At 72.5% G+C, this 13267-nt stretch carries 9 protein-coding genes; 6 read left to right on the top strand and 3 right to left on the bottom strand.

What is annotated here, in order from left to right:
• The first annotated feature begins 107 nt into the window (after nucleotides 1-107).
• Nucleotides 108-1499: an NAD(P)/FAD-dependent oxidoreductase gene (locus GXW83_RS29860; RefSeq protein ID WP_182446146.1), complete on the top strand. Its 1392-nt coding sequence runs from the start codon at nucleotides 108-110 to the stop codon at nucleotides 1497-1499.
• Between the two features lie 29 nt (nucleotides 1500-1528).
• Here GXW83_RS29860 and GXW83_RS29855 read toward each other — a convergent pair whose 3' ends face one another.
• Nucleotides 1529-2692, bottom strand: a complete 1164-nt coding sequence (locus tag GXW83_RS29855; protein WP_182446145.1) for a hypothetical protein — start codon at nucleotides 2690-2692, stop codon at nucleotides 1529-1531.
• Nucleotides 2693-2780: 88 nt separating this feature from the next.
• A complete protein-coding gene (locus tag GXW83_RS29850) occupies nucleotides 2781-4100 on the bottom strand; it encodes a UDP-glucose/GDP-mannose dehydrogenase family protein (RefSeq protein WP_182446144.1) in 1320 nt (439 codons plus the stop codon).
• 403 nt (nucleotides 4101-4503) lie between these two features.
• Here GXW83_RS29850 and GXW83_RS29845 point away from each other — a divergent pair, with 403 nt between their 5' ends.
• The 3 genes from GXW83_RS29845 to GXW83_RS29835 all read left to right on the top strand — a co-directional run bounded on the left by GXW83_RS29845 (nucleotide 4504) and on the right by GXW83_RS29835 (nucleotide 8493).
• Nucleotides 4504-5823, top strand: a complete 1320-nt coding sequence (locus tag GXW83_RS29845) for a glycosyltransferase family 2 protein (RefSeq protein ID WP_182446143.1) — start codon at nucleotides 4504-4506, stop codon at nucleotides 5821-5823.
• 67 nt (nucleotides 5824-5890) lie between these two features.
• Entirely contained in the window at nucleotides 5891-7039 is a 1149-nt protein-coding gene (locus tag GXW83_RS29840) for a glycoside hydrolase family 26 protein (RefSeq protein WP_182446142.1), read from the top strand.
• Nucleotides 7036-8493, top strand: a complete 1458-nt coding sequence (locus GXW83_RS29835; protein WP_182446141.1) for a glycosyltransferase family 39 protein — start codon at nucleotides 7036-7038, stop codon at nucleotides 8491-8493. Before GXW83_RS29840 ends, GXW83_RS29835 begins: the two co-directional genes overlap by 4 nt.
• 95 nt (nucleotides 8494-8588) lie before the next feature.
• On the opposite strand, the gene GXW83_RS29830 is transcribed toward GXW83_RS29835, so the two are convergent.
• Nucleotides 8589-9779 carry a glycoside hydrolase family 26 protein gene (locus GXW83_RS29830; protein WP_182446140.1) on the bottom strand — a complete coding sequence of 397 codons (1191 nt, stop codon included), beginning with the start codon at nucleotides 9777-9779 and terminating at the stop codon, nucleotides 8589-8591.
• Nucleotides 9780-9879: 100 nt separating this feature from the next.
• On the opposite strand from GXW83_RS29830, the gene GXW83_RS29825 reads away from it, so the two are divergent.
• The gene (locus GXW83_RS29825; RefSeq protein ID WP_182446139.1) at nucleotides 9880-11475 is read left to right on the top strand and encodes a glycosyltransferase family 39 protein; all 1596 of its coding nucleotides are present in this window, start codon (nucleotides 9880-9882) and stop codon (nucleotides 11473-11475) included.
• 103 nt (nucleotides 11476-11578) lie between these two features.
• Nucleotides 11579-13198 (top strand): succinic semialdehyde dehydrogenase, encoded by a 1620-nt coding sequence (locus GXW83_RS29820; protein ID WP_182446138.1) that lies wholly within the window; start codon nucleotides 11579-11581, stop codon nucleotides 13196-13198.
• The last annotated feature ends 69 nt before the right edge of the window (nucleotides 13199-13267 follow it).

Here is a 13267-nt window from a genome sequence, read left to right as displayed (position 1 = left end):
CCCGCGCGACCGCCCGCGCGGAAGTCCCCGCCGACGGCGAGACGCCCCGCCCGGTCCCGAGTACGGTGGAACGACAAGGCCAAACCCCCCACCCCAGGGAGCCGGTCATGGTCGTCCTCGCTGTTCCCACCCCTGATGTCGTCGTGATCGGCCTGGGCCCCGGCGGTGAGGAGGTCGCCGGGCGCCTCGCGGACGCGGGCCTGGAGGTCGTCGGCGTCGACGAACGCCTGGTCGGCGGGGAGTGCCCGTACTGGGGCTGCATCCCCTCGAAGATCATGGTGCGGGCCGGGAACCTGGTCGGCGAGGCCCACCGCATCCCCGGCAACGCCGGCATCTGCCGGGTGCAGCCGGACTGGCGGCCGGTCGCCCGGCGGGTGCGCGCCGCCACCGACGGGTGGGACGACAAGGCCGCGGTGGACAGGCTGAACACCCGCGGCGCCACCGTCCTGCACGGCACCGGACGGCTGACCGGCCCGCACGAGGTCACCGTGCTGCACAGCGGCGGCGACGACGAGACGGTGCTGCGGCCGCGCCGGGCGGTGGTGCTGGCGGTCGGCTCGCAGCCCGTCGCCCCGCCCGTGCCCGGCCTGGCGGGCACCCCGTACTGGACCAACCGCGAGCTGGTCGAGACCCCGGAGCTGCCGGAGTCGCTGCTGGTCCTCGGCGGCGGCGCGGTCGGCCTGGAACTGGGGCAGGCGCTCCAGCGGATGGGCTGCGCGGTCACCGTGCTGGAGGCCCGGTCGCGGCTGCTGCCGAGGGAGGAGCCGGAGGCCGCCGAGCTGCTCACCCGGGTGCTGGCCACCGACGGCCTGGACGTCCGCACCGGCGCCGAGGTGGCCTCGGTGACCCACGCCGACGGGCGCTTCCACGTCGCCTGCCGCCGGGGCGACCGGCTGAGCGCGCAGCGGCTGATGGTCGCCGTCGGACGCCTGGTCGACCTGGACCGGATCGGCGCGGACGTGCTGGGCCTGCCGCCCGGTGCGCGGGCGCTGCCGGTGGACGAGCGGATGCGGGTGACCGGTGTGCCCGGGGTGTGGGCGGTCGGCGACGCCACCGGCCGGGGCGCCTTCACGCACCTGGCCGTGTACCAGGCGGACATCGCCGTCCGGGCCATCCTCGGCCAAGGCGGGCGCACCGCCGAGTACCACGCCGTGCCCAGGGTCACCTTCACCGATCCGGAGATCGGCGCGGTCGGCCTCACCGAGGCCCAGGCCCGGGACGAGGGGCTGGCGGTGCGCACCGGCTGGACCGAGCTGGCCTCCGGCAGCCGGGGCTTCGTCCACGGCAGGGGCAGCGACGGCTTCGTCAAGCTGGTCGCCGCCGACGGCCACCTGGTCGGCGCGACCGCCGCCGGGCCGTCCGGCGGCGAGATCCTGGGCCTGCTCACCCTCGCGGTGCAGACCCGGACGCCGCTGGCGGAGCTGGACGCGACCATCTGGGCCTACCCGACCTTCCACCGCTCGGTGGGGCAGGCCCTGCAGGACCTGGTCGCGGCCTGACGCGGGCGGCCTGACGCGACCGCCTGAGGTCAGCCGCCGACCAGCTGCTTGATCCGGGTCAGTGCGTACGCGGCCAGGTCGTTGGAGGCCGTCGTCGCGGCGCCGTCCTTGGCCCCGGCGGCGCCGCTGGTGGGCCCGGCGACGGTGTAGTAGGTGAAGTGGCTGTACGCGGAGTGCGAGACCGCGCAGGCCGCCTTCTGGCAGAAGGCGTCCACTCCGGCGTTGTCGCCGTAGAGCGGGTCAAGCGTGCCGGTGTTGTGGGCCGCCGCTGCGGCGGAGTCGGTCCGGGAGCTGAAGACGCCGATGCCGACGGTGACAGCCACGCCGCCCGAGATGTAGGTGGCGCGCAGCAGCTGGGTGCAGTGGTCGGTGTTCAGCACGGTGCCCAGACCGCTGCCGGTCGCCTTCCAGCAGGGCGAGGCGGTGTCGGTGAGCTTGCGGGTGAAGGTGGTGCTGCCCACGGTCAGCGTCTGCGCGCTGAACACCCCGGCCCCGGTCAGGGTGCCGGTCTGGGCCGGGGGAGTGGGCGCGGCTGAGCCGGTGGGCTTGGCCGGGGGCGTCTGCGAGGGGCTGGGGGCGGCGGTGGCGGTGGTGTGTCCCTGTGCCTGCTGGTGCTTGCCCTTGGAGCCGCCGAGGGCGCCGGAGGCGTACACCGCCCCGCCCGCGACCAGTGCCAGGACGACCACGCCGCTCACCGTCAGCAGCACCCGCCTGCGCTTGCCGCGGGACTCGTTGGCGGCGGCCAGCGCCGACCAGTCCGGCTCGGCGGGGCCGGTGCCGAGCTGCGCCGGGAGCTGGTTGGGCAGGGCCTGCGGCGGGGGCGTCGGCTGCACGTACGGCGGCAGGTACGGCCCCGGGGCCGGGGAGCCGGGCTGGGGGTAGCCGTAGCCCGGCTGGGCGGCGGGCGCGGACGGCTGGGCCGGGGGCTGCGGCGCGGGCGGCTGGACCGGCTGCTGGTGCGGCCGGCCCTGCGGCGTCGGGCGCGCGCCCATGACCAGGGTGTGGTCCGGGTTCTCCGGAACCCCCGGCTGTGCGGGGCGGGCCGGGTCGGTGGGCGGCGGCGTGCCGTACCCCTGCCAGACCGGCTGGTGCAGCGGCGGCGAGGGCTCGGGCTGGCGCGGGTCCGCGGGCTGTGCGTCGCCCGGGGGGATCCGCGGATCCTGGGGCTGACGCGGGTTCTGGGGATCGGTCACAGCCTCCGACACACCTTTCCAGTCGCTCGCTCGTACGAATCGGGCTGTCAGTCTCCCAGACCCGGAACCAACCGTCTCCGTGCGGGGATCAGGGCCTTCCCAGGGCCCGGTAGGTCCAGCCGGCGGCCCGCCAGCGCTCGCGGTCGAGGGCGTTGCGGCCGTCGATGATCTGCGGCCGGGCGACGTCCGGGCGCAGCTCCACCGGGTCGATGGCGCGGAACTCCGGCCACTCCGTCAGGTGCAGCACCACCTCGGCGCCCCGGGCCGCCTCCACCGCGCTCGCGGCGTAGCCGAGGCCCGGGTACATCTTGCGGGCGTTGTCCATGGCCTTGGGGTCGTAGACGGTGACCTCCGCGCCGAGCAGCTGCAGCCGGGCCGCGACGTTGAGCGCGGGCGAGTCGCGGATGTCGTCCGAGTCGGGCTTGAACGCCGCGCCCCAGACGGCGATCCGGCGACCGAGCAGGCTGCCTTCGCAGTGCTCCCGGGCCAGCTCCACCATCCGGTCGCGGCGGCGCATGTTGATCGAGTCGACCTCGCGCAGGAAGGTCAGCGCCTGGTCCACGCCCAGCTCCCCGGCACGGGCCATGAAGGCGCGGATGTCCTTGGGCAGGCAGCCGCCGCCGAAGCCGACGCCGGCGTTGAGGAAGCGTCCGCCGATCCGGGTGTCGTAGGAGAGCGAGGTGGACAGCAGCGTGACATCGGCTCCGGCCGCCTCGCAGACCTCGGCCATGGCGTTGATGAACGAGATCTTGGTGGCCAGGAAGGCGTTGGCGGCGGTCTTCACCAGCTCCGCGGTGGGGAAGTCGGCCACCACCAGCGGGACTTCGGCCTCCAGCAGCGGCGCGTACACCTGGCGCAGCACGGCCTCGGCGCGGGAGCCGCTCCCGGCGAGCCCGAACACCAGCCGGTCGGGACGCAGGGTGTCCTCGACCGCGAAGCCCTCGCGCAGGAACTCGGGGTTCCAGGCCAGTTCGGCCCCGGCCCCGGCGGGCGCCAGTTCGGCGAGCCGTTCGGCCAGCCGCTGGGCGGTGCCCACCGGCACGGTGGACTTGCCCACCAGCACGGTGGGCCGGGTCAGGTGCGGGGCCAGCGAGTCGATGACGGCGTCCACGTAGCGCAGGTCGGCGCCGGGCTCGCCCTTCTTCTGCGGGGTGCCCACACAGGAGAAGTGCACCTCGCCGAAGGCCGCGGCCTCCTGGTAGGAGGTGGTGAAGCGGAGCCGGCCGGTTGCCACGTGCTTGGCGAGCAACTCCTCGAGCCCGGGCTCGTAGAAGGGCACGCGCCCGGCCTGGAGCGCCGCGATCTTGTCCGGGTCGACATCGACGCCGAGGACCTCGTGGCCCAGCTCGGCCATGCAGGCGGCGTGGGTGGCCCCCAGGTAACCGGTGCCTATGACGGTGAGCTGCATCTCGGTGCGTCCCCTCTCCTGACGTGGATGGGCGGCTGCCCGCACGACGCCCGGGCGGGAGGCGCCGGGCCGCGTGGGCAGGGCGCGGACGCACCTGCCGCAGGGCGCTCATCAGCATAAGGAGCTGAGTGGCCGGAAATCACACCGAGCCCACACCGGCCAATCACCGAACCATAACGGTTCGCTGAGCGGCTGAGGTTTATGTGTACAAAGTCCGTATTTTTGACTTCAGTTCGTACGTACGATCGCTTCGTGTGCCGCATCGGGGCGGCTCTACTGCACCACCGGAGGCGGCAGGCGTCCCCTTGGTCGCAGTGCTCGTGCGGACGCTTCGTCAGCACGGACGGGGCTTAACTGTGTCGCGGTTCCCGGCTCGCGGACTCGAATTGGTGAAGAAGAAGTCATGCTGGCGTATCTGCTGGAGCTCCGTGAGTGGTGGAGCCACGGCGTGGTGTACCCCTTCGCCCTTTTCATGACCCTGATCTGGGTGCTCTGGGTGATAAAGATCGTCCTGGCGCGGCGCTACAAACCGTGGAAGCGCCGGTACGACACCACCACTTCAGTGATCATTCCCGTGGTGGACGAGCCCGAAGATCTTTTCCGCGATGTGCTGAGCCGGATCATCAAGCAGGGGCCGACGGAGATCATCGTCGTCATCAACGGCCCGGAGAACCCCGGCCTGGAGCGTATTTGCGACAGCCTGGGCGTGTGGTGGTGCTGGACCGAGATCCCCGGCAAGCGGAACGCGCTGCGCGAGGGCCTGGAGGTCTCCACCGGCGAGATCGCGGTGCTGGTCGACTCGGACACGCTGTGGACCCCGAACACCCTCTCCGAGCTGGTCAAGCCCTTCCGCGACGCCGAGGTCGGCGGGGTGACCACCCGCCAGCGGATCCTGGACCCGGGCCGCTCGGTGCTCACCCGCTGGGCCGACTGGCTGGAGAGCGTGCGCTGCCAGTACTCCATGCCCGCCATGAGCGTCCTGGGAACCGTCGGCTGCCTGCCCGGCCGCACCATCGCCTTCCGCAGCCAGATCCTGGTCGACTGCATGCACGACTTCCTCACCGAGAAGTTCCTGGGCGTGTTCCTGGAGGTCAGCGACGACCGCACGCTCACCAACTACGCGCTCAAGTACGGCTACCGGACCGTCTACCAGTCCACCTCGCTGGTCTACACCGACGCGCCGCTGCAGGTGAAGAAGCTGATCAAGCAGCAGTACCGGTGGGCCCGGGGCTCGCAGTACAACACCCTGCGGATGATGCCGTGGATGCTGCGCCGGGCCAAGATGCTGGCCCTGTTCTACTTCGCCGACGTCGCCGTGCCCTTCGTGCTGCTGGGCACCTTCGCCTCCTGGATCTCCGCGTTCTTCCACCGCAGCCGCCCCGGGCTGTACACCGAACTCCCGCTTCCGGCCTCGCCGTTGAAGGAGATGGCGGTGATCATCGGGCTGGCCGCGCTGATGTCGCTGCTGTCGATTGCGATCCGCTTCGGCCGCCACTTCGCCTACCGGCCCCAGGACATGGTCTTCCTGCCGGTGTTCATGATCATCAATACCCTGCTGCTGCTGCCGATCCGCCTGGTCGGCTTCTTCCGCTGCGCCCACAACGCGAGTTGGGGCACGCGCGCGAACAGCTTCGCGGGTGAGCGGGCGCACAGCCCGCTGGTCGTCGTCCCCTACATCCTTGGAACCCTCATGCTGGCAGGGTCGGTGATGATGAGTGTCTAGGTCGGTCCGGCGCAAGCGGAAACTGCACTGGTGGAACCGCGGGACCGGGATCAGGCTCCGGATCTGGATGCTGGTCAACGTCCTGCTGCTGTCCGTCTTCTCGGCCGGGGTGTACGCGGCGGTGGTCTCCAACGCCTCGCCCAAGTACAGCGGGCTGGGCACCGCCCAGAAGCCGCAGAGCCTGCTCTCGCGGCTGGACACCCTGGGCAAGCCCGCCCCGGTGCCGACCGCCGCGCAGTTCCTCGACCCGGACGGGGTCTACTTCGGCGCGGCCACCCAGCAGGCCCCGTTCTCCGCCTCCGAGGTGCAGGACGTCACCGCCTCGGCCGGGGCCGCCCCCTCGATGACCGAGTACTTCGTCAAGTGGACCCAGCCGTTCGACCCGGCCGCCGTCGCCGACGCCTACCGGCACGGCACGCTGCCGGTCATCTCCTGGGAGCCCTGGAGCGGCGGCGTGGAGAACAACGGCGCGCTCGCCGGGAGCATCCCCAAGGCCAACATCGACCAGCCGCAGTACAAGCTCTCCAACATCTACGGCGGCAAGTTCGACGCCTACATCACCACCTTCGCCAAGGCGGTGGCGGCGGACAAGTGGCCGGTGGCACTGCGCTTCGCGCACGAGATGAACGGCGTCTGGTACCCCTGGTCCGAGCAGGTCAACGGCAACGCGCCGGGCGACTACGTCAAGGCGTGGCAGCACGTGCACGACCTCTTCCAGCAGGCCGGGGCCACCAATGTGATCTGGGTCTGGAGCCCCAACATCATCCGCCCGGTGCCGCACACCTCGCTGGCCCAGCTCTACCCCGGCGACAAGTACGTCGACTGGATCGGTCTGACCGGCTACGGCGTCAACGAGACCAGCGCCGACCAGACCTTCGACCCCACCCTGAAGGAGCTGGCCGGCTTCACCAGGAAGCCGGTCCTGATCACCGAGACCGGCGCCCAGCCCGGCGCCGACAAGACCGAGTGGATCAGCAGCTTCTTCCCCTGGCTGCAGCAGCACCCGGACGTGATCGGCTACATCTGGACCGAGAAGGACCAGCAGTCCGGGGCCAACGCCGACTGGCGCTACTCCGACACCCCCGCCGACCAGGCCGCCTTCGCCAAGGGGCTGAAAAGCCTGAAGCTGGCCACCGGGCTGTCCTCCGCGCACCCGGCCTCCTCGCACGCGGCCTCCTCGGCCCCGGCCTCCTCGGCCCCGGCCGGTGGCCGGTGAGCCGGCAGGCGCAGGCGCCCCCGGCCGCCCGGCCCGGGCAGCACCGGCCGCGCGCGGCCCGGCGCGCCCCGGCGGTGCCGGTGGCCGTGGCCCCGACCCTGCTGATGCTGGTCCTCGGCCTGTCCGGCATCGGCCACCGACAGCCCTGGGACGACGAGCGGGCCACCTGGTGGGCGGCCACCCTCGGCTGGGGCGACCTGGCCAGGCTGATCCAGCACGTCGACATCGTGCTGGCCCCCTACTACGCGCTGATGCACCTGTGGATCGACCTCACCGGCACCTCCGGCGGCGCCATGCGGGTGCCCTCGGCGCTGGCCATGGCCGCCGCGGCGGGCGTCCTGGCGGTCCTGGGAACCCGGCTGTTCGACGCCGGTGTGGGCACCGCCGCGGGGCTGCTCTTCGCGGTCCTGCCGATCAGCACCCGCTACGCGCAGGAGGCCCGGCCGTATGCGTTCGCCGTGCTGGCGGCGCTCACCTCGACCCTGCTGCTGCTGCGCGCCCTGGACCGCCCGGCCGGTGAGCGCTGGGCCGCGTACGCCCTGACCATCCCCTGGATGGGCCTGGTCCAGCTGGTCACCCTGGGCGTGCTCGCGGCCCACCTGGCGCTGCTGCTCTCCCGCTCCGGCACCGGCGCCCGGCTGGGCCGGGGCCGGATGGGGGTGTGGACCACCGCCGTCGCCTTCGGCCTGCTCCCGCTGCTGCCGGTGCTGGTCCTGGGTGCGGGGCAGACCGGGCAGGTCGCCTGGATACCCACCGGCTGGCCCGCGCTCGCCTCCTTCCCGCAGCAGCTGTTCCACTCGCAGACCGCCGCCGACGCGGTGATCGGCGCGGCGCTGCTCGGGCTGCTGCTCGCCTCCAGGCGCTGGACCGGCTTCCTGCTGTGCTGGGCGCTGCTGCCGCCGCTGTTCCTGTTCGCGGTCCAGGGCGTGGTCAACCTCTTCCTGATGCGCTACGTGCTGTACACCTGCCCGGCCTGGGTGCTGCTGGCCGCCAACGGGCTGTGCTCGGGCGTCCGGCTGCTGCCGGAGCGGGCCGTCGCCTGGGCGGCGCCGGTCTCCCGCGACTGGCTGGCGGCCCTCGGCGCGGCGGTGCTGCTGACGCTGGTCTGCATCCCGGACCTCCAGGCGGTGCGCGCCGATCCGCTCCCGGGCGACCCCGACTGGCACGCGGCGGCACAGTGGATTATCAGCCATGATCGTCCCGGGGACGGCATCGCCTACTCGGGCAGCAGCGGCTACCGGCAGCTGTCCATGTCGTACGAGTTCCGCGACGTCGCGCGGCCGCCCCGGGACGTGTTCCTGAAGCAGACCCCGCAGGCGCTGGGCGAGTTCATGGCCACCGACTGCCTGCAGCCCGCCGCCTGCGCCCGGGGGCGGCCCGCATCTGGCTGGTGGCGAGCGGCGACCCGTCCGACCCGTACGCCAAGATGCCCAAGCGCGAGGCGGACCTGTTGAAGTCCTCGTACCACGACGGCGGTTCGCACCGGGTCGCCGGCGTGCGGGTGCTGCTGCTGATCAAGTCCCGCCACTAGGGCGGGCGTTCGGTCCGCTCAGCCGGCGTTCGGCGGCGGGTCGGCCACCGGCCAGTGCGCGAGCCGGAGCGAGGACAGCCCGGTCCGGAAGGCGGCCTGGGTCTGCGGGTCGACGGTGAAGCGGTAGTCGTGCATGCCGCCCTCGGCGACGCTGTGATTGAACCAGACGAATCCGATCGTCCGCTCGTGATAGCCGAGCCAGCTGAACAGGTCGGCCGTCCAACCGGGTTGTTCCGATCCCGGCTGCGACGCCGTCTCGGCGATCAGGATCGGCTTCTGGGTAATCCGCTCGATGACGGCGATGGTGGGGTCGAGCACCTCACTGGCGGTCTTCTCACCGAAGCCGTAGGCGTCCACTCCGGCCCAGTCCACGTAGTCGTCACCGGGGTAGAGCGGGGGCAGTTCGACGCCGCCGGTGCCGCGCACCACATTGGGGCACCACAGCCAGATCACATTGTCGGCGCCCACATCGGCAAAGACCTTGTGGATGTGCCGCCAGGCCGCCGCGTAGTCGCCCGGGCGGTTTCCGCTGTTCTGTTCCGACCAGGGATACCAGTCGCCGTTCATTTCGTGGGCAAAACGGAGGATTACCGGCCATTTCTGGTCGCGGATACCCCGTGCGAAACGTTTGACATACTCGTCGAACCGGCCGCCGGTGATGTGCCGCAGCGCGTACTCCGGCTGGTTCGCGGAATTGGACGTCCCCGAGGGCTCCCAGGTCAGCAGCGGGACCGCGCCCTCGGCATAGCATTCGCGGACGGTCGCGGCGCTGAACTCCTGATCCCAGTTCAGGAAGTACTCCAATATCGTCGGATGACGCCCCGCCGCCTGCGCCACCGCCGCCGTCTCGGCGGGCGTCGGCGTCCTGTAGGTGCTCACCCCGAAGTAGTCGCCCTGCGGGTGCAGCAGCGAATCCCGGCTGGGTATGCGCGGCTGCGCGCCGCCGGAGGGCGCCGTCGGCATTCCGCCGGATTTCCCGCTCCAGCGGGCGGTGCCACCGGAATTCGTTGTGAGACTGTTACTGCAGCCGGTTGCGGTCAGCCCTGCGGACAATCCCACCGCCAGCGCCGCGGAAATCCGTCGCAGTGCGGTCCGGCGGCTCAGTTCCGGTTTCCCGCCGGGCTTCCCGGGGCGGCCGGGGGAGCCGGGACGCTGATCATCGCGTACGCCGCCGGAGTCCGGGGCTTCGCGGCTTGAGTTGGGAACCATTGCCAGAGATAATCGCACAATCATTTGCGCCGAGGAGGCGCCAAGGAGGGCTGGAGCGTCCCGACGGCCTTCGTCATCCCGTGCCAGAAGCGGTGGACCTGTGCCCTGGAGTAGTACGCCCGAGACGGTCGGCACAGCCCCCGACGCCCCCGGCCGGGCAGCCCGCCGACGGCAGCAGGCGGCGGCCCGGCCGGCCGACGCCCCCCGCTGGGCCGCGCCCTGGCTCGGCATGCTCGCCCTGGTGCTGGCGCTCCAGATCGGCCTGGCGGTCCGGCTGCTGCGCAGCAACACCGCCTTCAGCGACGAGGCGCTCTACCTCTACGCCGGGCACGACGAGATCGCCCACCTGCTGCACGGCGCGGTGATCGGCAACTACCAGACCTACTTCTCCGGCGCGCCGACGATCTACCCGGTGCTGGGCGCGATGGCCGACTCGGTGGGCGGCCTGCTCGCCGCCCGGCTGCTCGGGCTGGCCTTCATGCTGGGCGCCACCGTGCTCCTCTACGACGCGGCCGGGCGCCTCTTCGACCGCCGTACCGGGCTGCTGGCGGCGGCCCTGTTCGTGGTGGCCGGGCCCACCCAGTTCCTCTCGGCCTTCGCCACCTACGACCCGATGGCGCTGTTCCTGCTGGTCCTCGCCGGCTGGCTGGCCGTCCGTGCGGCCGGCAGCGTGCCCTGGCTGCTGGCGTCCGGGCTGGCCCTGGCCCTGTCCGACGCCACCAAGTACGCCGCGGCGCTGTGGGATCCGGTGGTGCTGGCGCTGGCGGTGCTGCCGGCCGTGGAGCGCTACCGCTGGCGCGGGGCACTGCTGCGGGGCGCGGTGCTGCTGGCCGAGCTGGTCCTGCTGCTGGGCGGCGCGGTGCTGCTGGCCGGGCACTGGTACCAGTCCGGCATCGAGTCCACCACGCTGAAGCGGGCGGTCGGCACCACCCCGCGGCTGCGGATCATGGACGAGTCCTGGCACTGGGTCGGGCTGATCTGGGTCGGCGCGCTGCTGGCCCTGGTGCTGCTGCTGGCCGAGCGGCAGCGGCACCGACGGCTGGTGGCGGCGGTGCTGGTGCTGGCGGTCATGCTGGCGCCGATCAACCAGGCGCGCATCCAGGTCACCACCTCCCTGCACAAGCACGTGGACTTCGGCGCCTGGTTCGCGGCGGTGCTCGCGGGCTACCTGCTCTCCCGGCTGCTGGCCACGGCCAAGGGCCGGGCGCCGCTCTGGCAGGGCGCGGCGGTCGCCGCGATCGTCGGCTTCGCCCTCTACTGCGGGCTGGGCCAGGTCGGCTCGCTCTACCAGCGGGGCTGGCCCGACGCCACCGGGATGGTCGCCGCCCTGCGCGGGCAGCTGAGGCCCGGTGAGCCGATCCTCGCCGAGAACGACCCGGTCCCGCGCTACTACCTGCGCGCGCAGACCACCTGGCAGCAGTGGACCAGCACCTGGAACTTCAGCTACCGCGACCCGGTGACGCACCGCACCTACTCCGGCGACGCCGCCTACCAGAAGGCCATCGAGGCGCACTACTTCGGCGTGGTGGAGCTGGACCACGTGACCACGCCCGGGCTGGACGTCAAGATCGTGGCAGCGATGATGGCCACCCCCGGCTACCGCAAGGCAGCGGGCGTCTCCGGGGTGCACCAGGGCGTCGACTACTCCGTCTGGGTGTACCGGCCGAAGGCCGCCGCGACCTCCTCCGGCCACTGACCCCGCGGCTGAGCAGGGCAGGCGCGCGGCGGCCCGAGAAGCGCCCCCGATGGTTGTTACCGGCGGGTACCCAAGCCGCTGGAAACGGCTTACGCTGCACGCCATGACAGACATCAGCACGAGCGACGCGACCGGCCGGCGCAACCCCGTGGCGGCGCCCGGTCCCCGTACCGCCGCCGACGCCGTCACGCCGCAGCTGGTCGCCCGGCTGGTGCGCGGGGTCGTGGCGGGCGAGCAGCCGACCAAGGGCGTCAGCCGCAGTCCGTTCACCGGCGAGGTCCTCGCCGAGATCCCCGAGTCCACCCCCGAGGACGTCGCCACCGCCTTCGCCCGGGCCCGCGCCGCCCAGCGCGCCTGGGCCGAGCGCTCCTTCGCCGAGCGGGCGGGGGTGCTGCTGCGCTTCCACGACCGGATCCTCGCCGACCAGGCCGACCTGCTCGACCTGATCCAGGCCGAGACCGGCAAGACCCGCGCCCACGCCTTCGAAGAGGTCTCCGTCACCGCGATCGAGGCCCGGCACTACGCGCGCATGGGCGCGAAGTACCTGCGCCCGCGCCGACGGGTCGGCGTGCTGCCCACGCTCACCCAGGTCACCGAGGTCCGCCACGCCAAGGGCGTGATCGGCCAGATCTCCCCCTGGAACTACCCGCTGGCGCTGTTCGCCGGGGACGCCGTGCCCGCCTTCATGGCCGGGAACGCCGTGGTCACCAAGCCCGACACGCAGACCGCGCTGACCGCGCTGCGCACCCGTGAGCTGATCATCGAGGCCGGGCTGCCCGCCGAGCTGTGGCAGATCGTCGTCGGCGACGGGCCGGTCGTCGGCCCCGAGGTGGTCGACCGCGCCGACTACGTCTCCTTCACCGGCTCCACCCGCACCGGGCGCGACGTCGCCCAGCGCGCCGCCGCCCGGCTGGTCGGCGCCTCCATGGAGCTGGGCGGCAAGAACGCCATGCTGGTGCTGGCCGACGCCGACCTGGACAAGGCCGCCGAGGGCGCCGTCCGCGCCTGCTTCTCCTCCGCCGGGCAGCTCTGCGTCTCCATCGAGCGGCTCTACGTCGCCCGCGAGGTCGCCGACGCCTTCCTGGAGCGGTTCGCTGCCCGGACCAGCGCGCTGCGGCTCGGCAACACCCTCGGCTGGGGCGCCGACATGGGCTCGCTGGTCTCGCAGCGCCAGCTCGACACCGTCACCGCACACGTCGAGGAGGCCGTCTGCAACGGCGCCCGGGTGCTGGCCGGCGGCCGCGCCCGCCCGGACGTCGGCCCGCTGTTCTACGAGCCGACCATCCTCGACGGCGTGGACGCCGCCAGCGCCGTCTGCACCCAGGAGACCTTCGGCCCGGTCGTCTCCGTCTACCGCTTCGACAGCGAGGACGAGGCCGTCGCCCAGGCCAACAGCACCCCGTACGGCCTGAACTCCAGCGTCTGGAGCCGCAGCGCCGCCCACGGCCGCCGGATCGCCCAGCGGCTGCACTCCGGCACGGTCAACGTCAACGAGGGCTACGCCGCCGCGTACGGCAGCGTCGCCGCCCCCATGGGCGGCATGGGCGACTCCGGCGTCGGCCGCCGGCACGGCTCCGAGGGCATCCTCAAGTACACCGAGCCGCAGAACATCGCGGTCCAGCGGCTGGTCCCGATGGCGCCCTCGTTCGGCATGGACGACCAGGGCTACGCCGCGCTGCTCACCAGGGCGCTGGGGGCGATGCGGACGCTGCGGCTCAAGTAGCCGCCCGCCCCGCCCGGCACACCCGCACGGTCCGGTTCCAGATCCAGAACGAGGAAGAGGGAGCGACGT

It is taken from the genome of Streptacidiphilus sp. PB12-B1b (assembly GCF_014084125.1).
Classification (GTDB): Bacteria; Actinomycetota; Actinomycetes; order Streptomycetales; family Streptomycetaceae; genus Streptacidiphilus.
The sequence above is the reverse complement of the archived record's forward strand: the minus strand, read 5'-3'. Positions and strand labels throughout refer to the sequence as shown.